This is a genomic window from Paenibacillus sp. NPDC056933 (assembly GCF_042674385.1).
Lineage (GTDB): Bacteria > Bacillota > Bacilli > Paenibacillales > Paenibacillaceae > Paenibacillus.
The window spans coordinates 45025-71007 of record NZ_JBHUQN010000001.1 but is presented as its reverse complement, the minus strand read 5'-3'; the positions used below and the strand labels follow the sequence as shown (position 1 = coordinate 71007).

Here is a 25983-nt window from a genome sequence, read left to right as displayed (position 1 = left end):
AGCGACATGACTTAGGCTTTATACCCCATAATGATACGATGTAATCTGTAAGCATCCCTATTCATTCAATTAAATACATTCTACTCTTCCTTTGGTCTCCAATATGTATAATTTGTTGCAATCCACCACTTCTCAAAACAATTATTCCCATGCAAAAAAAAACCAGCGGCCTGTATGTAACAGCATGCTGATTTCCTGTGTTCCCGCTATGTTTTTCTGCCTATCATGCAATCTATAATTCCTTCGTCATAAAGGCGCTGTTCGGGTCCAAACGATAATCTGCAAATGGCTCACAGTAAACAAATCCAAAGTCCTCATACAGCTTCCGCGCCGGGATAAAAGAATCCATCGAACCTGTCTCCAGACTGATCCGCTGATACCCCCGATTCTGGGCAACCCCGATAATATGGGCAAGGATTTGTCTCGCTACGCCTTTTCTGAGGTGAGCCTTGGCTGTCCGCATGGACTTCAACTCTGCATGCTCCGAATTCAGCTCCTTCATGGCACCGCAGCCGAGCAGCTCATCCGCTTCCCATGCACACCAGAATGTAATCTCAGGTTTCTTTAATCCATCCAGATCCAGGGCGTGAATACTTTCCGGCGGAGAATCTGCTGCCATGCCCTGCAAATGTTCTGCAATCAATCCAATGACTTGATGGCCGCTCAGATCGTCTACTTTGATCTCCATATCTACCACTCCTGCCGACAATTTTGTTGTGTGTTGTATCACTGGTTACATGTCTATGGTTTATATAGTACTACCATGACAGGTTTTCTGACAACAACTTCAAAAACACAAATGAAATGTCTATTGTGATGCCCTGAAATTTCCATTATAGTGAGGCTATCTGAAACCAAAAGGAGCGAAGAATATTGCGTAGCAGCTATGTAGTTAATCGACGTTTTGAGGTGAAGCAAACTTAACTTATTCAAAGGAGACCCCCATGACACTATCGACTGAAAATCTGTTTTATAGCAAACGATTGAAAATGACTCCGCCCCGCGCAGAAGACGTGCAGACCATGCTGCAATGGAATGAAGATCCCGAATATTTGCGAAATGTGGATACGGATATTGCCATTCCTTTTTCGGAAAGGCAACTTGAAGATGAAGGTGAGACGAAGGACAAGGAAGTTTACTTCCGGCTTCGAACACGTGAGGATGAACAACTGATCGGATTCGTTGTCATTCACAGCATTGAATGGAACAACCGGTGCGGACAGCTTGCCATTGGCATCGGGCTCGCAGAGCATCGCAACAAAGGGTACGGAACGGAAGCGTTGAATCTTATTTTGCGGTATGCTTTCCATGAATTGAATCTGGATCGGGTAGGTCTGGATGTCATCGCCTATAATGCAAAGGGCATCCGTGCCTATGAGAAGGTCGGCTTTCAGCTGGAGGGTCGCGCCAGATCAGCTGTGTATCGTGACGGCAAACGCTACGATCGCCTATGGATGGGCATTCTACGACCGGAATGGGAAGCACATAATCAGATCAATGTGGAGGGTGGACAAGCATGAATATGAATGCGGAAGTCACTGAATTTATCGAACAGATTCCGGTTCCCTGGCAAGTCCAGGTTGCAAGCAAACTGAGGGAGTTGGTACATGAGTCGATCCCTGAAGTACAGGAACGTGTGCAGTACAAGAAACCTCATTTCCTGAAAAACGGTAAATACGCGGCGGTCATCTCCCCGTCCAAGCCGGCAGTATCCTTCACGATCTTCAATGCAACCGGGCTTGACCTGCCAGATGGTATATTCGAAGGCCCAGCAGAACGCAAAACCATCAAAATCAAGGAAAAAGATACGCCGGACTATGAATGGTTGACTCGTCTTCTGACTCAGGCATCGGCAGAACTCTAAGCGTTAGAGAATACGATCAAATAGTGCGACTATCTTAAATTTTCATTTCTCCATTTGGCCAAGACGCTAACGAATCTGTTACACCTTAAATGGCCGATTCTCGAGAAATACAAACTTTAACGAATCTCAGTGACGTTATTTCGGTGTAACAACGGCGTCAAAGCTTTATAATCGACCCCATCGATGAAATAACGTCTCTGTAATTCGTTACATCTCAGCATGGTGCAAATGGGTGCAAATAACGTGTGTCAGGTTCGTTAGACCAAAATAATGTGAACAAGGGGCGTCCAGTGTCATCCTCATGACTTATGGACATCCCCCTGGTCATACGAAGGGGCTTTCCGTAATGTTCTAAATACGGAATAGCCCCTTTTGAATATTCGACTGTCTTTACAACTTCTGAATTCCATCTATGAAATATCAGATCTTTGCTTCCTTCATCAGGACTGTTGGTAAGATACCGCAGTCATCTGGCATGGCTCGCAAATGAACATGTAATACATACCATCCCCATACTCCTCAACCTCGCTCCAGTCCAGTTGACCAACGGCCCTCATCCTCGAAGAGCAGCATGGACAATTTGGATACTCCGCATCCTGAACCCATCCAGGATGGCCGCCAATCTGGGATGAAGAAGGCTCCATTGCCCACTCACTGGCATGGAACGCCTGACGCGGTGCAGTCGCTATCCGAAACTGCCGACCTGCATCCGGTGTAAGCTTAACATAGTCATCCGGGTCAAGACCATCTACCCACATCGGCAGCACATTATGCTCACTCCAAAACGGTTCACCTGCTGAATCCATCTCCATATAAACTACGCCGTAACAGCTGCATATCACGCAAGTCTGCACTTGAAGTCGCTCGCTGTTCCAAGCAACGTCCTGCAATGCTGGATGCTGTACATCCAGATCAATTAAGGTTGTTAACTGGCTGCCACACCACTTACAGTTATCGGCACTGGGCAGAAGCATGGTGATTGGATCGCCAGTTGAGGTGTCGTCAGACCCTGTATTCTCTTTTACTTTATAGAGTGAATAACTTGGGGTGGTGAATAAATCCCTGCGCTGGCCTTCACTCGTCAACTCCCAACCGGCTTCGGTTGCATAGTTCTCTGGGGCGACATGCAGCTGATCTGCCCAGCGAGGTGGAGACTGCCTCCATTGCTGGAACTGACGTACGACAACTTCGTCACCAATATAGGCAAGCATGAGCAACAGGTTATTCCGATTCTCATCATCGGTGTTCACCTGCTGCAAGAGTTGATCACGTACTTCGGCCGAGGCACTCTTATACAAAATGACAGGGTAGTAGATTTCGCGCTCCAACAGCTCCGGAATCTGTGCGGACAACGAGGTATCATGGTAACAAACCAGATATACCAAAATATCTTTACCCGTATCCTCATCCCCTGTACGAATCCGTTGCATCGCATAATCGATCATGAGGGCTTGCTGCTCCATAGACAAGGACAGATATACCTGTTCTCGGGATTCCTCATATGGTACATAACGGATCAGTGGGTCATGAGCCTGGCGAGTATGCATGATTTTCAAAATCTCCACAGGGTCCGTCATTCCCTCATACAAGTTCACATCGCGCCGATTGGCTTCAATGTATTTTTGTTGTGCCTCGCGTTCCATCCCCTGCTTGCACGGCATGCAGTATCCGCCTGTTCTGGCAGCCGTTGCTGGCAAAATCGTATTTGGGCACCCCTCTCGTATACACGGAATGCGTTCTGTCATCTATGGGGACCTCCTCTGCTTGCGTGATTCGCCTCACGATGCGCTGCGCTGAGCGCACAATATCATATCGATCAGCCGGCTTGTAGATCAGTGATGTCCCAGTTGGTCCTTCGTAAATTCATAAAATGCGATGGCATCTTCGCTGCTGGCAAAGCCCGCCTGAGCAATCTTGTCGCTGCCGCCGCCTTTGCCTTGGTAGGCTCCGAGATTACCCTTGAAGAAAGGTCCGCAAGCCCACTCCGGCGGCTGTCCGTTCTGTGCCAGAACGACTTTAGCCTCCGAGATGCTCGCAAAGAGCACAAGTCCCTCATGTTCTGACGTTAGCTTGGTAGCCAGACTCTGCATATCCTTGAGCGATTTATCCTCAAAAATCTGGGCAATGACAAGCCCTTCCCGTGCAGATAAAAGCTCCTGCGCATAATAAGCGTCATTCGAAGTTTTCACAGCGTTCAGCTCTGCTTGCAGCTGCTTTTGTTCTGCTTCCATTTTATCGATTCGCTCCGCAAGCTCTTCCCGGCTGGTCTTCAATTTGGCTGTAATCCCGGTAAGCACGCTCTGCGCGGCATTGAACTCATTCAGTGCCCGGTATCCGCATTTAAAATAAATCCGGGTGCCGCCTTTCACTTTCTCGGTTTTCAACAGTTTAATGATCCCGATCTCACCTGTGGCTGACACATGTGTTCCACCGCAAGCATTATATTCCACACCCTCGATCTCCACGATGCGAATATCTTCGGTTACGGAAGGCTGCTTTACCAGAGGCAGACGTGCCGCTTCTTCCGCAGTGACCCAGGAACTGTTGATTTTGGCATTCCTGTAAATCTGCTGATTGGCCTCCATTTCAATTGCAGCCAGTTGGTTCGCTCCCAGTTCGGCTGCGGCCACATCAATCGTGATATAATCTGTCCCTAGATGAAAACTGACCGTCATCGCATCTGCCTGCTTCAGCGTAATGGCCGACAGCAAATGCTGCCCGGTATGCTGCTGCATATGATCGAATCTGCGCTGCCAATCGATTTGGCAATCCACCTCATTCTGCTCGGGCGCACGCTCCAGCTTATGCAAGACCTCACCGTCCTCACTGATCACATCCAGTACGGCAATGCCACCGATCTGCCCCAGATCACAAGGTTGTCCACCTCCATGTGGGTAAAAAGCTGTTTCCGCCAGTGTGACATATATGCCATCTTCCTTGTCCACTCTACCTGTAATTTGTGTATGCCACTCCCGTGTGTACGCGGAGTCATAATAGATTTTTTGCGTCATCGAATCATCCCAATCCCTTCTCGTTCAATCTCGGCTACCTATGTACTTGACTACAGATTACACTATCTCGCAGACTCATGCCAATTTCTGCCTTCCGTAATCGCATGACAATTACAAAAAAGGTCAACCAGGAGGATTCCGGTTAACCTAATCATTCGGGAGAAGGCTGCTTCGAAAGCATACGCTATCGTTCAGTGTTTTCATATCTCATTCGGATTAATGATTCGTTCTGTCCTGTGAGGATCTAATCATGCGGGTCATTATCTTACGAGGTAACAACCGCGGCATGAACGCGATGAATCGGTTTCGGGCACCTGGCATAATTAACGTCTTACCGCGCAAAAAGCCTCGATATCCTTCTTCAGCGACCTGCCCGGCTTCCATGATCGCACCCCTCACCATCTTGGAGGCACCCATACCCGAACGATCAACAAACCCTGTAGATGTCAGCCCTGGGCATAGTGCCGTCACAGTAACTCCAGTACCGCTTACTTCATTCTCCAAAGCCTCGGTAAAGGATAGCACATAAGCCTTCGTCGCGTAATACACCGACATCATAGGTCCACCACCAACGAAGCCACATTCATCACTCCACCATGTCCACGTTTGATCATATCCGGCAGGAAAAGCTTCGTCATCACCGTCAGAGACTTGATATTGATGTCAATCATATTTATCTCTTGCTCCATATCCGTCTCCATAAAAGTCCCGAATAAACCAAATCCAGCATTGTTGATCAGATAGTCAACAACGATCTTCTTCTCTTTAAGCTCGTTGAAAATCTCCTCCGGTACACCCGGTGCGGCAACATCCTTGGCAATGACTGTCGCCTGAATACCGTATTTATTCTGATATTCCTGCGCAAGATCCAATATTTTACCTTCGCTGCGAGCTACCAACACAATATTATGTCCACCCTTGGCGAAACGATCTGCCAACTCTTTGCCGATCCCACCGGATACTCCTGAGATCAGAACTGTCCTTCCCATAGTTTAGCTCACCTCTTATATAGAAATAAATAGTAGAACGAACATTCTAATATTGTGAAAAAAATTTCATTTTACGATAAGCTGGATCGATAGATTAGCTATACGAAGAAGTTTTTCTTTGGTAATCGAAGTTTTGGCTATGACCCTTAACCCTACCGCTACATTATGCACATATTCCGCCAATTCCCCAGTATCGTACTCTGATGTGAACTCACCGTCTTGCTGCCCCCACAGAATAATATCCCTGAATAATTGTTCTTCAGTTGCAAACATCTCCATGGATTTATTATTCATATCTGCATCACGGGCAGAAAGTTCCACCGTCGAATTCACGATTAAGCAACCAGAAGCTGGATTCTCTTCTCCTGCGATCAAGAAGCCCATAATAAACTGAAGTGCTTCCGTTGCCGTTTCGGAACGCTTTATCCCTGCTGCAAGTGCGGTGCTAATTTGTTGATCATAAAGCTCTACTGCTTTTAGAAACAGCGTGTGTTTGTTGCCAAATGTGTCATACAAACTTCTGCGATGGATTCCCATATGCCCGACAAGATCGGTCATGGATGTCTTTTCGTAGCCCTGTTCCCAAAAAAGTCTCATCGCTTTATCTAATACGATGGACTCTTCGAACTCTTTGCTTCTGGCCATTTGGATTCCTCCTGTCTAGAAGGTTACAATCACTTTGCCCTGGGAATGACCCGTCGACACCTTAATCAACGCCTTGTTAATGTCTTCAAACGAATACGTTGTATCTATAGAAGGCTTGATATTTTCATTTTCAACAAGTGTAGTGATTTTCTGTAACTGACTTCCACTTTCTTGTACAAATAAAAATCGATATTCATTCTGATACTTACGCGCTAAAGAATCTAAGCGAGCACCGACTAAACCAAATAAAGCTTTTTTCCACATCGGAAAATCATAGTCAACCGCAAAGCGATAATTAGGCCCGGCTTTTAATGAGACCAATTTCCCTTGTGGTTTCAAAATGCCTAGTTCAGCTTTGATCTCGTTAGCGCCCAAAGTGTCAATGACATAATCAATATTGGATAGGACGTCAGCATAATTCTCTGTCTTATAATTAATGAATTGATCAGCGCCGATCGACATTGCACGAGATCTGCCTCTTTCACTGCCACTTGTAATAACATGTAATCCCATAGATTTGGCAATGGGGATGGCCATAGCGCCAAAGCCGCCAGTCCCTCCAGGAATGAATAGCTTTTTATTCGGCTGGGCAGCAAGTACATCATGCAATGCCTGATAAGCTGTTAAGGCAGTAAGGGGGACTGCAGCAGCTTCAATAAAAGATAGATGTTCAGGCATGATGGATAAAGCATCTTCATTCACGGCCGCATATTCGGCAAAAGCACCTATTTTAGCAAGTGGCAGCCTCGTATAGACAGGGTCACCCACCTTAAAATTCAAAACATCATCACCAATGGCTTCAATTGTACCAGACAGTTCATTTCCTAAAGTTAATGGCAACGCATAATCGGCAATCAACCGAACGCTACCATTCATATTAAGAATGTCCAACGGATTTACACCTGCTGCTTTTACTTTGACAAGCACCTCACGGCTATTGATCTGTGGTATGCTTACATCATTTAATTCCACCTGGATTTTTTTTGAATATTTCCGTATTTGTGCTGCTCTCATGATCCATCCTCTTCCTTTGCTAATTAAATCAGAGTTGATGCGAATACCTTAAACCAACATACACCTTGTGAAGACATTAAACGTTTGTGAATAAATCATGGCGCACAACGATCCGTTGTACACCATGATTTACGATATATGCCATGAGGTCTCATCGGTGCCATTGCTAAACGATATGCTAATTACAATGCTCGAATCTTCGTCGAATTGAATTTAAAATTCTGAAATGATTGGATAGATTGGGCCTCTCAGATTGAAATCATAGTTCTGGTCTACAATCCCTACCACTTCGTTGCTATCATACAAATCCACCATGAAGCCCGCCATTTGTTTGGCAGTATGGTACCTAGGCATGTTTACTTTGTAATCAAATTCCTCAGCATCTATTGATTTCTTGACGAATTCCGTTTCCGTTATAGCTGGTGCCAGAATTTTTGCCTTTAGCTTTGCACCTTTCAGTTCGAGTTCTTTGGCCAGCCCTTCTGTGAAGGCACTCACGTAATATTTAGATGCAGAGTAAGCGACGCTTCCAACAGCAATGGCATATCCAAGTGCGGATGAGACGTTAATGAGTTGAGTTCCTTCTACATCAGCATAATCTCTTACATATCGTGTAGAAAGGATGGTCAAGGATTCGATATTAACACGCAACATCGTTTCAACCTTATCCAGCTTCTGTTCTGCTACAAAAGAACCTTCACCGAGCCCTGCATTGTTAATCCACGTCTCAATTTGGTATTCTTTTAAATTGTCGTACAGCGTGTAAGCCTGATCTGTAACAGACAGGTCACTTGTATGAACAATAACATCTACAGCAGGATCAATATCCTGAATTGCTGACTTAAGTTCTTCCAATTTATCCAATCTTCTAGCTACCAAAATCAAGTTTTTGCCGCGTGCAGCAAAGGCCAATGCCGTCTCATATCCAATCCCTGAACTTGCTCCTGTGATCACTGTGTATTTCATCTTATTCTCTCCCTCAGATTATTCAGATTAGTGTAGATAAGCTTGCAAAACCATTTTAGAACGAACGTTCTCAAAATCGCAAAAAAACAAAGTTAGATCTAACTTGCTGTTACTATATCATTTTGAGAACGATCGGTAAAGAATTATTTTTGTGGTCTGTGATTTCTAAAGCGGACAGTGTCACATCAATAATATTCTTTAATTTTTGCTAATCCATTGTAATCACCTCGAATAATCATTGTACATTTAAGTGAACCATCGGCAAACTGGGAAGAAAAACGAGAATGAAATCAAGCGATACGCCGCTTGATTTCATTCTCGCTGAATTGCACTAGTGGTTTCAGACAAACCCATAGCATATATTTATTTCATGGACTCGGATAGCTCTGTGAAAATAACCCCCAGCGCATATGCGCCAGCATCCGGGTAGCCCAGACTGCGATCACCAACAGCACCCGCGCGGCCCATACGTGCCACGATGTCTTCTGTTTTCTTCGCACCTTCTACTGCTGCTTCAGCACCTTTGGCAAACGCTGTTTTGAAGTCATCTCCGGACTTCGCACTTTGCGTCCAGGCATCGGCACAAGGAACGATTGCGTCGATCAATGTTTTGTCACCTACAACGGCACCACGTCCGAAGGAACGCTCGCCTGTCGATTGAATCCCTTGTACTGCCGCCTGCATCATATCAGCGAATTCGGCAACATTCAATTGCTGCTTGTCACCTACGGCTTTGCCCGCCGCCCGGAAGGCCGAACCCCAGATGGGGCCGGATGCACCGCCGCAGTATTCCATAATGACCAGAGAGCATGCATCGAGGAATGAACCGATATTCGTTTTCTCTTCGTTCACGATATGGTTCCATTCGCGCTTAAGTTGTCTAAAGCCCTTCGCTACGCTCATGCCAAAGTCGCCGTCACCCGCATGGGAATCCAGTTCACAGAACGGGACTTCGTTCTTAATGATGATCTCACTCATCTTATCGATCAGGTAGACGATATTATCCAGGGAGAACTGATTGTTGTTGATTACCGCAGACGCTGCTGGGGTCTCCACTTCATAGGATACTGGAACATCTTCAGTCACGACTGCGTCCAACGCTTCGGAGTATGCCACTTGTGCTACTGGAGGGCCAGATACTTTGAACGCAGGTGTATCACTTTCCTTGAACAGCAACGTTTTTAGTTCATCGTCCAGTTTCAGGATCGTCACCGATGCGCCTGCCATATCAATGCTCGTCATGTAATTGCCAACAAACGTCGTGGCTACACCCAGACCTGAGCGCTGTGCCAGCTCACGCTGAACTGAATTATTGAGCAGATAAAGCTCCTGTAAAGGTGTCGCGCCAAAGCCATTGATAAGCACAGCAATCTCAGCGGATGCATCCTTGTCCAGCTTCATGTCTGCAAGCAACGCTTCAACCATGCGGCCTGCAAGCTCATCCGCAGATACCAATTTCTCGCGGCGAATACCTGGCTCACCATGAATTCCTACACCGAATTCCATTTCATCTTCGGCAATTTCGAACGTCGGTGTGCCTTTGGCAGGCACGGTACAGGAAGTAAATCCAAATCCGATGCTGCGTACGTTCTGTGCTGCTTTCTCAGCAACGGATTTTACCTCTGCCAGACTGCGGCCTTCTTCAGCTGCGGCTCCAGCGATTTTGTGCACCAGTACGGTTCCGGCAACGCCACGGCGTCCAACCGTATACAGACTGTCTTGTACAGCAATGTCATCCTCAACCCGTACATATTGCACGTCAATGCCATCTTCCTCTGCAAGATGCGCCGCGTTCTTGAAGTTCATCATGTCGCCGCTGTAATTCTTGATGATTAGCAGCGTGCCCTTCTTGCTGGCTGTGGCCTTGATCGCCTGGTACACCTGAATCTGGGAAGGAGACGCGAACACATCTCCACAGACCGCAGCATCCAGCATGCCTTTACCAACGTAACCTGCATGAGCCGGTTCATGCCCGCTACCGCCGCCACTGACAAGGCTGACTTTGTCAGCTTGAATCTCTCTGCGTTTGATGACTTTATATTTCCTCAAAAATTCAAGCTCCGGGTGCGCGAGCGCAATTCCGTTGCACATTTCCATGACCACATGTTCAGCCTGATTGATGATTTTCTTCATTTATTTCGCCTCCCGCCGAGCTTTGTACTCCGCGCCAATCCGGTCAGCAGTAGCAATCGCACCGGCAACTTCAGTCACGGTGATCGGGAAAGGCATCGCGTGAATAGACTCTTCCGGAATACAAGCAATTTCAGCCACTTTTAGCAACTCTTCCTGGCTGATCGTATCTACACCGATGTCTGCCAGACATACCGGCAGGCCAACTTCAAGACAGAAGTCGAGCACCTGGTGCAGCTCTTCGGTCGGGGCATTTTCAAGTACGAGCTGGGCAATCGTACCGAAGGCTACTTTTTCCCCGTGGAAATAGTGATGTGTGCCTTCCAGAATGGTGAATCCGTTATGGATCGCATGTGCTGCAGCCAGACCGCCACTCTCAAATCCAAGACCAGACAATAGAATGTTGGTCTCAACGATGTTTTCCAGCGCTTGAGTCACGACATTGCTGTCACTGGCTACTTTCGCTTTCAATCCGTCAGTCAGCAGCATTTCATAACACAGTTTTGCAAGGGCAAGTGCTGCATTTGTACCTACCGCAGATGGGGTGTATCCTTCACGGGAACCCATTGGCAGACTTGCGTTCACACGAGAATACGATTTCGCTGTAGCTCTTGCTTCGAAGTACGTAGACAACGCGTCACCCATACCCGATACAAGGAACCGGGTTGGTGCGTTTGCGATAACCGTTGTATCCACGAGAACAACACTTGGGCTTTGTTTGAAATAAGCGTAGTCATCAAACGCACCTTCCGGCGTGTACAACACAGCAGAGTGACTTGTTGGTGCATCCGTTGCAGCGATGGTTGGGCAGATGATGAGTGCATCACCTTCGGCTACACATTTGGCTGCATCGATCGCTTTACCACCACCGAGGCCAATGGTGCATGTGCATCCTTTTTCCTTTGCAATGTCTTGCAGACGAGCCACTTCCTCACGGGAACATTCACCCCTAAAACCGCTTTCAACAAACGTAATATTAAATTTTTGTGCCGTTGCATCGAGCTTTGTCTTTACACGCTGTACATCATCAGGGTGTGCGATCAGCAATGCAGATTCCCCGAAGGACTTCACAAAGTAACCAAGGTTCAATAATTCATCTTCACCTTGCACGTATTTCGTTGGGCTAATAAATGCTTTTCTCATAATATTGCCTCCTATGGATGATATAAGTTCACTTACGTATAAATTACCTGGATGCCATGCCTTAAAGCCTTAAACAAGCTACCTGATGTATCTCTTGGATGAACTTATACATTAAATTTTAGATGCTCATAATTAAGTCTAAATATAACTCATGCATGTCCGGGTTACAGTGGATTTTGATAACAAATTATTATAATTTGCAATCGTAATTTTTTGCTTTTTAGTGGAATCATGGTATCTTATTGTCATGCGATGGTTGAATTTTGACCTCCCATCACTATTTACCCGTTGTTATCTCATCTTAATATGTACAACTTGCTAACTTTTAACGAACAAAATCATTCATCAGATTAGCTATGGAGGGTTCCACCCATGATTAAAGAGTATCTGCATATCAATAAAATCCTTGATTTGAATAAATGGAAGCGTCTACAAGATTCTCTTGCCACCGTGACCAAGCTGGCTATTCTAACCGTCGACTATAAAGGCATTCCCGTAACCAGTCATAGCAGCTGCCAAGTCTTTTGCCAAAAGGTACGCAAAGATCCTGAACTGCTTCCCTACTGCCAAAAATGTGATTCCCGCGGGGGTCTGGAAGCTGTTCGATTAAATGAACCCTATGTGTATCTGTGTCATTTCAATATAGTCGACATTGCCATTCCAATCACGATTGATGGAAAATATATCGGTGCTGTAATGGCAGGACAAGTGAAGCTCGCTGACCCGGAGAAAGGGACAGATCTGGAACAGATCGTCACGTCCAAGAACGTGCCTATGCATGCTGCAAAGCTGGAGGAATTACGGGACGATTATGACCAGCTGCCTATCATGACCTATGAAGAAGTTGTGAAAATCTCCAACATGCTTTCTTTACTCTGCAACTACATTGTCGAGGAAGCGCTCAATAAAAATTTGCTGGTGGAGATGTTCGAGAAAGCTTCGGGGAATCAGGAGTCTCTGAATCTGTCCACCATTCTGCCTGGATACTCCATTCGTAATATTGAGTCGATCAAAAAAGAAATGACCAATGCGATTGCCGATGCCTATCTCAAAAACAGTCCGAGCGAAACGGAAAGTTCTAGCCCGGTGCTCCAGCCTGCTTTTGAATATATTCACAGTCACAAAAGTGAGCAGGTCTCGCTCAAACAAATGGCCGAACTGTGCCATCTGAGTCCAAGTTACTTCAGCAGGCTGTTCGCCAAGGAAACGGGTGAGAACTTCACAACCTATATAGCACGGCTCAAAATCAAGTGGGCCAAACAATTGCTGGAGGTTACAGACATGCCCGTGTCGCAGATCAGCGATGAACTGGGGTTCAATGAATCGGGTTATTTTATCAAAACATTCAAAAAATTCGAGGAGATTACACCTGCCCTCTATCGCAAATACATGCAGGAGCAATGAGCAAGCCTAAATACAGCTGCAAGTTTTAGTTCCGCTGGAAAGGCTCATTGATATCTTTTTCGTATCAAAGATGAGGTTAAAAGATATTTCACCTATTAATCTGCCATTGCTACAATGGAGTCCAGGTCCCTTCCGACTAGCCTGTTACTTCATCTGTTCCTGAACATGAAACTCAATGAAATTGTGGTCCACGAATATGTTCACTATTAACGCCGTGATGATACAGAAGCTGCATTATTGCTGCATTAAAGTACCTTTCGTCACCTATCTTTCTTTTCCTGCAAAAAAAGGCTGAATCAGGACTCTCGCCACTGATCAGCCATTTCACATTAATCGAATCCTATCTTATAACGCGACACCTGTAACTTTCCATTCCAGAATGCCTGTGGAGGCCGGATTATTTGCCACCATCTGAAGACGGATCTTTGTCGTGCTTACCGGATCAAACGTCGTGGTATTATATGTGTTCGCCTGTGTGCCCAGACCTTTGGCGTTACTCACATCACGCCATGCATTCCCATCCCAGTATTGAACCTTGTACGAGCGAGGCACATCAATCCCCCCATTATCCTTAAACCAGTAAATATCACTCTGTGACAGTGTATACGCACGATCCCATTCATATTGCACCCATTGCGTACCCGTCTCCGGCCAGTTCCCATACACAGCCTGAGTACGGTCATTGGAATGCGCCGGGTCCAAACCATCATTCAGTGCATTAATCGTTTCCCAAGGAGAAACATAGGAGGTTGTCACTATGGCGTTCAAAGCTACATTACCAGGTTGATTGGTGGATGGTGTAATCGGGAAACGGGCGGTATCCTTCTTCAGTTGGCTCCATGTATAACGAAGCAACCATACATCCCAATTTGTAATCGTCGATGAATTGCCCGCCCACATGATCGTCGGTAACGGGAAACCACCCGGAGGACGATCCTGCGCTTCGTAGAAATCAGGCATCCCGAACCCATGTCCAATCTCGTGCTCGGTAATTTGTATTTCATTATTGTTCACGGTACTCAAAATGTAATCATCGGACACCCGCTGTCCCCAGTCTCCGCCTGCACCACCGCCGAAGTTGGACGTTCCCCACAAATACATGTCAAACCGCTTGTCCAGACCACCTGGATAGACATAGTTCGGATTCGTAAAGTGCTCAAATCTCGACAGTTCACTTGGTGCATACGGCAAAGCCGCCGGGATTCTTGGGTCTGTTTTGCTCAGTTCATCCACTGTTGTTGTGGTGTAGACCATTTCACTGGACTGCTTGTCCAAAATTTGTGCCGGATTGGCTACAGCCCAACCCACAACCTTAACCGCAATATCTCCATAAGGCCAACCATCGTATCCTTTCAGATGCTTGGTCCAGTTGTTCATTTGCCGTCCAAGCATCTTCTCAATATCCTTGCGCTGTTGCAGCGTCAGGTTCTTGGTTGATTGCCAGCGAACCACATAATTGATGGTGCCTTTGCCTGCAAAGATCTGGTCATAGATCAGGTTCTTCCGGTTAACTGACCCTTCCTTAATCATGCGATTGGTATACACCCACTCAATGGATGATCTCAATTCCGAAGGCATGTCTGATAAGACGGCATTGATCGATATACTTGAATCGGTTGTATCGGCTGCGGACACCTCTCCGGACCATCCTGCACTGCCTCCCAGTATTGTTACAGATAAAGCAAGTGACATTACAGCTAACGTAAATTTTTGACGTGAAAACATGATATTCATCCTTTCTCTCCCTAAAATGAAGTTGAAATCAATAAACGGTATAGTTTCGCTCCTTTATTTCTAATGGAATATATTCCCTTTTTTATATTTTACATGATAAAGAAAATATTGGAATAATCCTGCATACCTGTTTTCTCTACAGGTTCATGCATCCGTTCATCCTATTTTCGAGATAAAAGCCGGACTTTGGACTAATGACAAGTGCCCATTCATGCAGGAGTGCCCTTTTAAAAACATAAAAAAAGCCCTATCCAACAAACGGATAGAGCAACTATACATATCGATTTGGTCAGCTTCTTTTATTTCACATGTTTCCGCATCTCTTCATCCAGCCATTCCAGTGCTGAACGCAGCTTGTCCTTGGGAACATTCGGATACCGATCCCCCGTTGAGAGTTCAAAGGCACAACTCTGTTCACTGGTCTGTTGCAAATATGACGTAATCCCTATGTCGAATTGCTGAGCCATGGATGCCAGAATACGCTCCACCTCGGCTTGGGCCAACGGAATATGTACGTGAAACATATTGGAGACGGGCACTTCTGGCAACGTATGTATACCGTGACACCCATTCAAGAGGGAGGCCAGTTCCTTGGCCTGCTCATAATAAAGCCCCATTTTGCCAATCCGTTCATTGAAATAATACTGAGAACTGAGGATATATGGATATAGGCCGATCAGATCGCCGCCGTGCCGCCGTTTCCATATTTTCGATTCTTGCATGACATCCGTATCCCCTGCTAATATAGCCCCAGCGATTCCGCCAATGCCTTTGTAAAAAGATACGTAGACACTATCAAACAGACTGCAAATCTCGGCTGGTGTCTTCTGATAATAAGGCGTGATTTCGAACAGACGTGCCCCGTCCAAATGAAGCTTGATCCCGCGTTCACGGCAATAGGCCGAGATTGCCTCCAGTTCTTCATATGCAGGCAATTGTCCACCAATCTCGCGTTGAGGCAGTTCAAGCAGCAGGCAGGCAATGTCCTCGTTCATCCCCTCTACATCTTCCAATCGAATCAGTCGGTCCTTGTCCGCTAGTAAAATGGATTCAATCTGATGCAGTTCCTTCATTCCGTCTTCCTCATGAATTTCCAGGTGAGATAAAGGGTGGTAAGCTACCCGCTTGATACCTTTGCGGTCACACCAGATACGTAAGGCAATTTGCTGTGCCATCGTACCACTGGGGAAAAATACAGCCGATTCCTTGCCCAGAACGTCAGCCATCTGCTGCTGGAATTGATCAATGATTTTACCGTTGCCATAATGATCACTATATTGTTCCCCATCCACATGCGCCAGCACTTCCTGAAGCACTTTGACTTTACGGCTGCCATGGCCGCCTATAATAAACTCCGCCTGATCAAATGCTTCCGCTAACGTTAGCTCTGTATCCTTCAAGGTTATTCACTCCTTTTATTGTTCTGGTCCTTGTTTCGTCATCATCTGCACCAATGCACCCAGCGCTCCGGATCGATGCTCACTCCGGGAATGCACGAATCCTACTTCCAACCTGCGATACGGATCAGGCAAAGATAACACTGCAACCTCACCTCTTCGTTCTGCTTTCGTAACCGAGGAACGTGGAAGCAATGACACACCCAACCCGGCAGATACGCCATTCATAATGGTGTCGAGTGTTCCGTATTCCGTGACATTGAGGGTGTGCACGCCTTGATCTTTCATAAAGGCTTCTGCCTGCGCGCGATGTGTACAGCCTATTTCAAAAAACAACATGGGTCTGCGCAGTACATCATGCAGTTCATGGGTTCCAGGTTCGGCAATCAGTACCAACTCCTCGTCGTACACTTTCATATAGTTCAGCTCAGGGTGGTCGATCGGTCCGTATATTAAAGCTCCATGCAGCTCATGTTGAATAACCTTCTGATTCAGTTCATGTGTACCCCCTGTAATTAACGAATGCTGCACCTCGGGGTAACATAAACGGTATTCAGCGAGCAGCGGCGTCAGAAAACTGGAGGCCGCCGTCTCAATCGAACCAAGACGCAGCATCCCTGCGGGTGGGTTCCCGATCTGAGTTGCCTGCTCCGCTTCATATAACAAATGTAATATTTTATCCGCATATCCAAGCAAATTCTCACCCGCTGGTGTGAGCGACATGCCCCGGTTGGAACGATGAAACAGTGGTACTTGCAGCTGTTCTTCCAGCTGTTTGATTCGCGTTGTTACATTGGATTGCACATAATTCAGCGCTAATGCGGCTTTGCTGATACTGCCTTCACGGGCAACCGTCTGAAATATTTTCAAATCTCCTGCATCCATGCCCTGATCACCTGCTTGTTATCTATGATCTGAATTGATACTGACATTCATTTTTGTTCATTTTACGTGAATCTGCCCCATCTGTACAATGAGGCTCAGTAGTGAAGTATTTATATAGACAGGGAGGAATTGTGAAAATGAAAGCTATTATACATTCCGGCCAAAGCGGCCTTGAAGGTCTTCAATATACAGAGACAACATCTCGGGCACCCGAAGCCGGTGAAGTACAGATCCAACTGAAATCCGCTGGAGTCAATCATCGAGATCTGTTCATCATGGCAGGACGTACCTCACAGGACGCACCTCTCATTCTTGGTTCAGATGGAGCAGGTGTAATCGTAGAGATTGGAGAAGGTGTAGACGAATTATCTGTGGGTGATGAGGTCATCATCCACCCTACTCTCGGTTGGGAGCACGCAGTTGACGTACCCATCGTGCCTGATATTATAGGGGGACCTGCGGATGGAACGCTCGCACAATATATTACGCTCCCTGCCAGAAATGCCTTGCCAAAACCCACTCATCTATCATGGACGGAAGCAGGCGTGTTGTCCCTTTCGGCATTGACCGCATATCGCGCACTATTCACTCGTGGCGCACTTAAGCAGGGTGAGGGTGAACATATCCTCATTCCCGGCATCGGTGGCGGTGTAGCGACCTATGCCCTGCTCATGGCTGTAGCTGCTGGTGCCCAGGTAACCGTCACCTCCAGAAGTGAAGCCAAAAGAAAAGAGGCCTTGCGTCTGGGCGCTACCCGTGCATTGGATAGCCATACCAATTGGAGTTTGCAGAACGATCTGGAACCCGTTGACTTCATCTTGGATAGCATCGGACAAGACATGTTCCCGAAATATTTTGATATAATCAGACCAGGTGGACGTATCGTGATGTACGGTGCAAGCTCGGGAGATGATCTGACTGTTCCGATCCGCTCCATCTTTTTCCCGCAAATCAGCCTGATTGGAACTTCCATGGGCAGCCGTGAAGAGTTTGTCCAGATGCTCCATTGGGTGGAGCAACAGGATATACATCCTGTAATCGATGGCATATATCCGTTGCAGGATACAGCGAAAGCATTCGAACGTATGGAAAAGGCCGAGCAGTTTGGCAATCTTGCTATACTCGTGGAGTGACATCTGATTTTAGATGGACCTTCATTAATGGGTAAAAATCATTTTCGATAATGGGGGGAATCCATCTGACCCGTCTCGCTAAACGTATAGCCATTGTTCTTGCCGCTATTATGCTTTTGGCCCAAATTCCGATGTTGAAAGAGACCTTTTCCAGAGGGGTAACAACATTATATGTGAACATAAAGTACCCCGAACGCTCCTTTCAATACAGGGATTTCATCTATGAATCTCATTTTGGGAGCTATTTCATTTCTTATGCTGATCAAGACGGAAAAACCTTTAATCTGATGCTTGAGCCAAAATTTTTACCAGTACTCGTTACGTATGATCCATTGGATCAGCCCATGAAAGACTAGATTGTTCACTCTATGAATCATTTAGGAGGTATGAATATGTCCAACCATGTGCATTTAATCGATTTGGTTCGCAAGCTGATGAATGCCGAAGGAACTGAGGATGAACTGGATGACATGCTAAACGAGTTAGAGCAAGAGCAGCCTTATGCGGAGATCAGTAATCTGATTTTCTGGGATGATCGGGACTTGACACCCGAACAGATCGTGGAGGAAGCCCTGGCTGCTCGTCCAATCATTCTTCCGCCCCAGCCCTAACATACTTCAGGAGGTGAATGATCGGATATGTCTGATATGAATTATAACGACAACGACAACAACAAAAATAAACAGCCCGATTTTGCCGCAGTCCGTGGAGAAGAAAAACTGCAGGCACTTCGTGATCTGATTGAGCTAAACGGATAACCACCTTATTCACCAAGTCCTCGCTGTTGGCTTGGATTCACACGAAGAAGATCTGGTACGTATAGAAGCTTGGCGTGCTCTTGGTATGGCAGGCTCCTCTGCTCTTCTGGATGAGATCCTTCATGCTGCCGCGCAACTTGTTCGAGATTCGGAAGAAGATGAGGATGTACAGAACTACGTCTTACAAACTCTCGCGTTATTGCCCATTACAGAAGCCGAGATCCAATTGGCTCAGGAGGTTCTGGAGGGGGATGCGTATATTTTGGTCAAATGGGCTGCCTTTGCTATTCTTGTTGCACATCAACATGTTTCTGGTGCCAGGTCCGCAATAGAGTCACTTCAATACCATCCCGATTTTGGCGCATCTGCGAGACGGGAACTTCATCCGAATTAAGGTGATATTCAATGAACAAACGTGACGACCGTTCTCATACACATGAACCTTATGAGAACCCTGATCAGTGCAATAAAGAATCAGGAATAGACACTACGAAGCCTGTTTACCTTACCCAGGGTGAGATTAATGCATTACAGAAGGCTCTTCTTTTTCTCAAGTTTGAATGTGAAGAAACCGATTCCCTGCTCTACGCGGGTAGCCCGCTACTGAACAGTGTGATGGAAAAAGTACAGGATGTCCATGTTTTCGGAGCGTACGCCAAAGACCTCTACTCCAGGCCAAATGAACGTGCAGAGATATTTATGCGCGACAAACTTGAGCGTTCCTATGCAGAAGAACTTGCCCCGCGTGAGCGTACAGAAGAGCAGAAGGCAGAAATTCTCAGGTGCTGCATGTATCCTTATCCCGTTAAATAAAAATCACAAATCCAATCTCCCCTCCCCAACTTCCATATTTTCGTTATAATGTAAACAAGACATCACGTTATTGGAGGAGAATTATGGAAACGGAAGGTTTACGCAACGTCGAGAAGCTGGCGCTGAAGAAACACAAGATCTACAAACAAAGCTTGGTCAGGTACCTTGCACGTTCCATGCTCGCCAGCATGTTTATCGGGTTTGGCGTCATCGTGGCGTTCAAGACGGGTAACTTCTTTTATATGGAGGACTCCCCTTTTACATACCCTATGGCTGCCCTCACGTTCGGCGCGGCAATTATTCTGATCGCCTATGGTGGCGGTGACCTGTTCACCGGAAATACGTTCTACTACACGTATGCTGCATTACGCAAAAAACTGAAATGGTTCGAAGTGGTCAAGCTGTGGATCGCCAGTTACAGCGGGAATCTGATGGGTGCCGCGGTATTTGCGCTTTTAATCTATCTGACAGGACTGTTCGATTCTTCTCAAGTGAACGGTTTTCTGCTAAGTGTCGTAGAGCACAAGATGGAGGCTCCGGCCATGCAGCTCTTTTTCCGGGGTATTTTGTGTAACTGGCTCGTATGTCTGGCGTTCTTTGTGCCAATGTTCATGAAGGAGAATGGAGCCAAAATGTTCGCCATGATGCTCTTTGTCTTCTGCTTTTTCATCTCGGGATATGAGCACAGCGTCGCCAATATGTGTACGTTCGCAATTGCACTGGTACTGAATCATCCGGGGACCATCTCATTGGGCGGGGTGATCCACAACCTGGTTCCGGTAACGCTCGGCAATCTGGTGGGCGGTGTGCTGCTGATGGGCTTTATGTACTATGCCGTGAACAAACCGTTTCTGGACGAAGAGACACACTAATCTTTGAAAAAAAGATCCCCTCCCGGCCCGGTCTATCGACCTCGGCTAACCGGTAAGGGAAATCTGAAACACCCCCGCAACCCTTCCATCTTACGATGAAGGTTGCGGGGGTGTTTGTCTGTGGGCAGGCTCACGGAAGAGCCGTCTGCCCTCTTAGCTATTAGCCATGTATTAAACAACCACATGACTCCAAGCTCTGGGTCGACAAGCAGGCACTCTATCAGGTAACCCTGCGTTGCCCGCTTGCCTGCGCTGCGGTTAGCGCCGCCATAAGGGCATTGTTCACGGCATCTTGATCCGTCGTACGGAAACGCTCGGCAATTTTCTTGAGTTCGGATTGGATCGACAAGACCAGATCAAGGACTGACTTCATTGTGCCTTGATCGGTTGATCTGCGTTGATCTCCAGATGCAACAGCGGAAACGGATTACCGGAACCATCCAATTCGGAACGACCTATTTGTACAAATCCCATTTTCTCATAGAAACGGGCTGCCCCGGTATTCTGTTCGTTGACGTCCACTTTGAGGTAGAGGCCTTTGATGTTAAGGGTATGGTTAACCAGAAGACGTCCCACACCCTGTCCATGCTGACTAACGTCTACAAACAACATCTCGATAAAGTTATCATCCAAACCGATAAAACCAACGGGTTCATTGTCAGCATTCAACGCTTCCCACACCTCGACTTGCCTTTGCTGCAATACGTCGCTCACCACTTTTTTATAGAACTGAATGTGATGTTCTTCCAGAAAGGTATGTGTTGCCCGAACTGCGCTCTCCCAAATCTCGACCAACTTGTCATGATCCTGTTCACGATATGAAGCGATTAACATGTCCAACCTCCAATCTGTACCCATCATTGCCAAACTTGAGTCAACTTTCTACCGCCATTTCCGGATTCCAGCGGAATGTTGCTGCCGAGTGGGAAGGTAATGAGTATCGAAACGAATCTCTGTCCAGGACTACATCAAACGAAACTTCTGCCTCTCCCGTGTTAGCTGCAACCATCACCATGGTTCCATCCGGGTTGTGGAAAACGACGTTCTCGATCTTGCCCTGTTCTTGCGTAGAATCGATCCTAACAGCTCCTGGACGAACGTACTTGCTAATATGACCCAATGCATAATACTCCACATTCCGGGTTATCTCACCGCTCTCGGGATCAATCGTCACCACCCCACGACAGTTCGCACAGCCGCCATTGGTTGGTCCACCCTGCGGATCAAGTGCGATGTTCCAGAGCAGCACGTTCTTCGTCCAGTTTCGCGGAGCACCGATCATGAGGTTTGACATCTGCCAGCTCAAATTCTCGCCAAAATCAGGGCTCCATTCCCCGCCACTACATTCGGTAAAATAAATATCTTTGCCCGGGAACCGATCATATACTTCCGACATGGCGGACGGATCACCCGCATAACAATGGAAGGCCGATCCATCGATGTATGCAGCAGCCTGCTCATCTTCAAGCACCTTGCTGGTGTATTCGACCGCCTGATCCCAGTTATGGTCATACGCGATGATTCGCGTGTCCAGTCCTGCATCTTTGAGAGCCGGACCGAGATAATCCCGAATGAACATCGCCTGTTCCTCAGCGTCCATACTCATGCTTGGATAGTCAGCTGTAGTAAACTCCGGTTCATTCTGCAACGTTATCCCGTAGATGGGTATGCCTTTCTCATGATAAGCTTCAATGTACTTCATAAAATATCGCGCATAAGCTTCATACACCCGGGGATCGTTGTAATCCAGATACCAGCCGTTCGTGGTCTTCTCCCCATATTTCATCCAGGCCGGGGCCGTCCATGGTGTGCCCAACACTTTAAGGTCCGACTTTAATCGAGCTACCTGCTCCAAGATCTTCACGACTTCCTGATCCTTATCAATCGAAAAATGTTCCATGTTGTAATCCGTGCCTGACGCGATATCATCATAGGTATAACTTGATGCCTGACCTGATTCATCCACCGAATAATCCGAGGCACCAATCGTATGACGCACCATATCCATGTTCAGCCCTTCAGTCGTAAACAGTTCCTTCAGCAGTTGTTCTCGCTGTTCCTCTGGGAGCTGGTTGATCAGATGTGCCGACGAACCCGTCATAGCTGCGCCAAATCCATCCATGGTCTGATAGGTCTTCTCCGGGTCAATTCGTATGGTGAACTCCAACCGGGAATGTTCCGCCTGCTGTGATGCGGAATCAACGGAGGTTGTGCCAGCATCGTGGTTATCTGCTATAGGGATCGCTGGTTGCGGTTCCAGCAAATGTTGCTGATCTCCCGTCGTCAGCCAGACTTCAGCCTCTGCATGCTTGTCCTCTACTGGCGGTGGAACAGGTGATTCGCTTCGGTTGATGATAAGCCCGATTCCTACGGCGACACAACAAACAGCGATTGATAGGATGATCCATCGTTTGGGATGCTCTCGCCAGCCTATGTTCATCACTCATCACTCTCCTCCCACGTTGATTGGAAAAAGCCGCGGCCATTCGGCCACGACTCATTTATAACTTTTATTTACCAGACTTGCTTCCGATATTCACACTGCCTGTCAGACGAATATCATCCGATGCACTGCCAACATACACCTGGACTTTACCCTTAGGCATTACCCATTCATGCGACGTTTCATCCCAATAGGACAGTGCACTGCGATCCAGTTGAATATTGACACGCTGCTGCTTGCCAGCATTCAGATCGACCTTCGCCCAGCCAGCAAGCTGCTTCTCCGGTGTCTCCACCTTGGTTGGCAGATTGCCAACATAGACCTGTACCACTTCTGCACCGGTAACTTTACCGGTATTACGCAGGTTCAGGGATACTTCTACCGTTGCCTTATCACCTTTGCCTGTATTTTTCACATGCAGGTTACGGTAGTCAAAGTTCGTGTAAGACAATCCGTGTCCAAAAGCAAACGCCGGTGTCATGCCTTCTTTGTCATATCCTTTATACCCTACAAAGATACCCTCGGAGTAGTTGCCCACCCCATTCACACCTGGGAATTGTTCCGCAGTGGATACCGGGGTCTGTGAATCATCAGACGGGAACGTCACGGGCAGTTTGCCGGATGGATTCACATCACCAAATAGAACCCGTGCGACCGCGTTACCTTGTTCTTGACCTGCATACCAGGCTTGAACAATGGATGGCACTTCTTTTTGCCAAGAATCCATTTCCACGGCGCGCCCACTCATTTGTACCACAATCGTTTTGGGATTGGCTGCCGCCACTTCGCGGATCAACTGCTCCTGGTTGTTCGGAAGTTCCAGATCGGAACGGTCTACATAACCTTCACTGTCGTACGTACGTGTCACGACAACCGCGACATCCGATTTTTTGGCCAGATCAACTGCCTTTTGCATCTTGGCATCCACAGCATCTTCAGGTGCTTCCCAGCCGAAACGAACTTGGGCACCCATATCATGACTCGACTGTACCGGGAAATCGGTACGATATTCAATGCGAATGTTGTGGGACTTGCCTTCTTCTAACGTGATTTCTTTCTTGGTCGTGCTCAAATTTTCACCTTGATTGTCTACGAGCAGTTGATCATCCACGTACAATTTCGCAGAGCCCAGACTCGTTAGAGACAATTTGTATTCACCCGTTTTGGGTGCCGTAATGGAACCCGTCCAACGAGCGGACATTTTACTGTTGAATTTCGTTGGTGTCACCGGAAGCTTGGATGACTGAGCGTTGAACCCTTCATAGTTGTAAAATCCAAGATTCATGTTGACCTGATTGTCTGTACGAACCAGAGAAGGATCACCTTCCATGTTCGTGTTGGTCCAGTATTCGGCACGCAGACCATACTCTGCTTTCTCCGTACCATAGTTCTGCTCGCTCTTCTCGGCATTTGCCGGAGACAGGAGTGTGGATGGAACAGCGGAAGGACCGTTAAATGCATCCCCTGCAGAGATCGGATCAGTTCCAGCTGCATATTTTACATCCACCCCGTTACCAGCACGATTACGAATACCTTGCAGTGGACTTACGGTATACGTCGGGTTAACCATACTGCTACCTCCACCAGCAGCAGATGCGTTATCTGCATCTGGTCCGATGACAGCGATTGATTTCATGTTTTTGCTGGACAATGGCAGCGTATTATCGTTGTTTTGCAAGAGCACCATACTCTGCTCCGCAATTTCACGTGCTTGTTTGCCATCTTTCTTCGCATTGATCTGTGTATTCGTTACAGGGCTGTCGAACAGCCCTTTCTCGAACATCTGAAGCAAAATCCGTCTAACCTTCTCATCAATAGTCTGTTCGCTAACTTCGCCGTTGTTTACAGCTTCGAGCAGCTTGTCTCCCCATTTGCCATAAGGCTCTCCCGGTGTCTCCAGATCCAGACCCGCATTGGCAGATTTGGCTGTACTGAAGTTTGCACCGTAATCACTCATGACGAACCCTTCGAAGCCAAACTGGTCTCTAAGGACATTGGTCAGCATCTCCTTGTTCTCACAAGCGTATGTACCGTTCACCTGGTTAAACGAACACATTGCCGAACCGAGATTCGCTTTTTCGACCATCGCCTGGAACGGACGTGCATAGATTTCCTGAATGGAACGTTCACTTGCTTTTGCATTGGTCGTGAAACGCTCCGTCTCCTGGTTATTCAGGATATAGTGCTTCGCAGTAGCAATAACCGGATTACTTTGAATCCCGTTCACATACGCTGCACCCATGCCGGAAGCGAGCAACGGATCTTCACCGAGGGATTCGAAGTTACGTGAGCCCCATGGGGTACGCGCAATATCCAGCCCAGGGCCAAGAACGACATTATGTGTTGTATCGTGTGCTTCCTGCCCGATAAGATCACCGTATTTCTTGGCAAGATCGGTGTCCCATGAAGCCGCCAGCGCAATTGGTGCGGGCAGTGCCGTTGACTTTTTGTCCTGAACATCTGGGTTCGCCACACGTACCCCAGCAGGCCCATCCGCCATCTGTAACGCTGGAATGCCGAGGCGCTCCAGTCCATCATTATAGAAACCATAATAGTTATTTACTTTACCGGTAACGAATCCGACTTTCTCCTCCAGTGTCATCGCCTTGAGCAACAACGCTGTACGCTCCTCCGCAGACAGGGATTTGTTCATCCATGGGCGATCAGCCCCGGATTCCGCTTCTGCGGCGAAGGCGTGCAACGGCATAGCCGCTACTGCCACGATGATTAACAGCATAAACCATCGTTTGAGGAAAATCAGATTGAGTCTTCTGTTCATGTT

25 protein-coding genes are annotated in these 25983 nt (G+C 47.1%); 8 read left to right on the top strand and 17 right to left on the bottom strand.

Annotation, left to right across the window (positions count from 1 at the left end; genetic code table 11):
- Nucleotides 1–232 precede the first annotated feature (232 nt).
- Nucleotides 233–688: a GNAT family N-acetyltransferase gene (locus ACFTRD_RS00305; protein ID WP_192263587.1), complete on the bottom strand. Its 456-nt coding sequence runs from the start codon at nucleotides 686–688 to the stop codon at nucleotides 233–235.
- A 256-nt stretch (nucleotides 689–944) separates the two neighbouring features.
- On the opposite strand from ACFTRD_RS00305, the gene ACFTRD_RS00300 reads away from it, so the two are divergent.
- A complete protein-coding gene (locus ACFTRD_RS00300) occupies nucleotides 945–1520 on the top strand; it encodes a GNAT family N-acetyltransferase (RefSeq protein ID WP_192263585.1) in 576 nt (191 codons plus the stop codon).
- A 2-nt stretch (nucleotides 1521–1522) separates the two neighbouring features.
- A complete protein-coding gene (locus ACFTRD_RS00295; protein WP_192273166.1) occupies nucleotides 1523–1864 on the top strand; it encodes a DUF1801 domain-containing protein in 342 nt (113 codons plus the stop codon).
- A 440-nt stretch (nucleotides 1865–2304) separates the two neighbouring features.
- Here ACFTRD_RS00295 and ACFTRD_RS00290 read toward each other — a convergent pair whose 3' ends face one another.
- From ACFTRD_RS00290 to ACFTRD_RS00250, 9 genes are all read right to left on the bottom strand, one after another.
- A complete protein-coding gene (locus ACFTRD_RS00290; RefSeq protein ID WP_379376892.1) occupies nucleotides 2305–3609 on the bottom strand; it encodes a DUF1963 domain-containing protein in 1305 nt (434 codons plus the stop codon).
- Between the two features lie 87 nt (nucleotides 3610–3696).
- The gene (locus ACFTRD_RS00285; RefSeq protein WP_379376890.1) at nucleotides 3697–4875 is read right to left on the bottom strand and encodes an alanyl-tRNA editing protein; all 1179 of its coding nucleotides are present in this window, start codon (nucleotides 4873–4875) and stop codon (nucleotides 3697–3699) included.
- A gap of 216 nt (nucleotides 4876–5091) precedes the next feature.
- Entirely contained in the window at nucleotides 5092–5433 is a 342-nt protein-coding gene (locus ACFTRD_RS00280; RefSeq protein WP_379376888.1) for an SDR family NAD(P)-dependent oxidoreductase, read from the bottom strand.
- A complete protein-coding gene (locus tag ACFTRD_RS00275; protein WP_379376886.1) occupies nucleotides 5430–5864 on the bottom strand; it encodes an SDR family NAD(P)-dependent oxidoreductase in 435 nt (144 codons plus the stop codon). The genes ACFTRD_RS00280 and ACFTRD_RS00275 overlap by 4 nt, the downstream gene beginning before the upstream one ends.
- 66 nt (nucleotides 5865–5930) lie before the next feature.
- Nucleotides 5931–6509 (bottom strand): TetR/AcrR family transcriptional regulator, encoded by a 579-nt coding sequence (locus ACFTRD_RS00270; RefSeq protein WP_379376884.1) that lies wholly within the window; start codon nucleotides 6507–6509, stop codon nucleotides 5931–5933.
- A 15-nt stretch (nucleotides 6510–6524) separates the two neighbouring features.
- Nucleotides 6525–7523, bottom strand: coding sequence for an NADP-dependent oxidoreductase (locus ACFTRD_RS00265; RefSeq protein WP_379376882.1), 999 nt, complete (start codon nucleotides 7521–7523; stop codon nucleotides 6525–6527).
- A gap of 213 nt (nucleotides 7524–7736) precedes the next feature.
- Nucleotides 7737–8489 carry an SDR family NAD(P)-dependent oxidoreductase gene (locus tag ACFTRD_RS00260; RefSeq protein WP_379376880.1) on the bottom strand — a complete coding sequence of 251 codons (753 nt, stop codon included), beginning with the start codon at nucleotides 8487–8489 and terminating at the stop codon, nucleotides 7737–7739.
- Between the two features lie 363 nt (nucleotides 8490–8852).
- Nucleotides 8853–10622, bottom strand: coding sequence for a dihydroxyacetone kinase subunit DhaK (gene dhaK / locus ACFTRD_RS00255; protein ID WP_379376877.1), 1770 nt, complete (start codon nucleotides 10620–10622; stop codon nucleotides 8853–8855).
- Complete coding sequence (locus ACFTRD_RS00250) at nucleotides 10623–11762, bottom strand: glycerol dehydrogenase (RefSeq protein WP_379376875.1); 1140 nt, start codon at nucleotides 11760–11762, stop codon at nucleotides 10623–10625.
- 372 nt (nucleotides 11763–12134) lie between these two features.
- On the opposite strand from ACFTRD_RS00250, the gene ACFTRD_RS00245 reads away from it, so the two are divergent.
- Nucleotides 12135–13166: a PocR ligand-binding domain-containing protein gene (locus tag ACFTRD_RS00245; RefSeq protein WP_379376873.1), complete on the top strand. Its 1032-nt coding sequence runs from the start codon at nucleotides 12135–12137 to the stop codon at nucleotides 13164–13166.
- A gap of 345 nt (nucleotides 13167–13511) precedes the next feature.
- On the opposite strand, the gene ACFTRD_RS00240 is transcribed toward ACFTRD_RS00245, so the two are convergent.
- The 3 genes from ACFTRD_RS00240 to ACFTRD_RS00230 form a co-directional block, all read right to left on the bottom strand.
- Nucleotides 13512–14891, bottom strand: coding sequence for a discoidin domain-containing protein (locus tag ACFTRD_RS00240; protein WP_379381079.1), 1380 nt, complete (start codon nucleotides 14889–14891; stop codon nucleotides 13512–13514).
- 308 nt (nucleotides 14892–15199) lie between these two features.
- Nucleotides 15200–16300, bottom strand: a complete 1101-nt coding sequence (locus ACFTRD_RS00235) for a threonine aldolase family protein (protein WP_379376871.1) — start codon at nucleotides 16298–16300, stop codon at nucleotides 15200–15202.
- Nucleotides 16301–16315: 15 nt separating this feature from the next.
- Nucleotides 16316–17182 carry a LysR family transcriptional regulator gene (locus ACFTRD_RS00230; protein WP_379376869.1) on the bottom strand — a complete coding sequence of 289 codons (867 nt, stop codon included), beginning with the start codon at nucleotides 17180–17182 and terminating at the stop codon, nucleotides 16316–16318.
- Nucleotides 17183–17319: 137 nt separating this feature from the next.
- On the opposite strand from ACFTRD_RS00230, the gene ACFTRD_RS00225 reads away from it, so the two are divergent.
- The 5 genes from ACFTRD_RS00225 (at nucleotide 17320) to ACFTRD_RS00205 (ending at nucleotide 20758) form a co-directional block, all read left to right on the top strand.
- Nucleotides 17320–18315, top strand: a complete 996-nt coding sequence (locus tag ACFTRD_RS00225; protein ID WP_379376867.1) for a quinone oxidoreductase family protein — start codon at nucleotides 17320–17322, stop codon at nucleotides 18313–18315.
- Nucleotides 18316–18707: 392 nt separating this feature from the next.
- Complete coding sequence (locus ACFTRD_RS00220; RefSeq protein WP_379376865.1) at nucleotides 18708–18926, top strand: hypothetical protein; 219 nt, start codon at nucleotides 18708–18710, stop codon at nucleotides 18924–18926.
- Nucleotides 18927–19104: 178 nt separating this feature from the next.
- Entirely contained in the window at nucleotides 19105–19467 is a 363-nt protein-coding gene (locus ACFTRD_RS00215) for a hypothetical protein (RefSeq protein ID WP_379376863.1), read from the top strand.
- A gap of 11 nt (nucleotides 19468–19478) precedes the next feature.
- Nucleotides 19479–19886: a hypothetical protein gene (locus ACFTRD_RS00210; RefSeq protein ID WP_379376861.1), complete on the top strand. Its 408-nt coding sequence runs from the start codon at nucleotides 19479–19481 to the stop codon at nucleotides 19884–19886.
- 83 nt (nucleotides 19887–19969) lie between these two features.
- Nucleotides 19970–20758 (top strand): formate/nitrite transporter family protein, encoded by a 789-nt coding sequence (locus ACFTRD_RS00205; RefSeq protein WP_379376859.1) that lies wholly within the window; start codon nucleotides 19970–19972, stop codon nucleotides 20756–20758.
- A 220-nt stretch (nucleotides 20759–20978) separates the two neighbouring features.
- Here ACFTRD_RS00205 and ACFTRD_RS00200 read toward each other — a convergent pair whose 3' ends face one another.
- The 4 genes from ACFTRD_RS00200 to ACFTRD_RS00185 all read right to left on the bottom strand — a co-directional run bounded on the left by ACFTRD_RS00200 (nucleotide 20979) and on the right by ACFTRD_RS00185 (nucleotide 25980).
- Nucleotides 20979–21131, bottom strand: a complete 153-nt coding sequence (locus ACFTRD_RS00200) for a hypothetical protein (RefSeq protein ID WP_379376857.1) — start codon at nucleotides 21129–21131, stop codon at nucleotides 20979–20981.
- Nucleotides 21128–21592 carry an acetyltransferase gene (locus ACFTRD_RS00195; RefSeq protein WP_379376855.1) on the bottom strand — a complete coding sequence of 155 codons (465 nt, stop codon included), beginning with the start codon at nucleotides 21590–21592 and terminating at the stop codon, nucleotides 21128–21130. Before ACFTRD_RS00195 ends, ACFTRD_RS00200 begins: the two co-directional genes overlap by 4 nt.
- A 40-nt stretch (nucleotides 21593–21632) precedes the next feature.
- Entirely contained in the window at nucleotides 21633–23198 is a 1566-nt protein-coding gene (locus ACFTRD_RS00190; RefSeq protein ID WP_379381077.1) for a glycoside hydrolase family 30 protein, read from the bottom strand.
- Between the two features lie 70 nt (nucleotides 23199–23268).
- A complete protein-coding gene (locus tag ACFTRD_RS00185) occupies nucleotides 23269–25980 on the bottom strand; it encodes a glycoside hydrolase family 3 C-terminal domain-containing protein (protein WP_379376852.1) in 2712 nt (903 codons plus the stop codon).
- Nucleotides 25981–25983 lie beyond the last annotated feature (3 nt).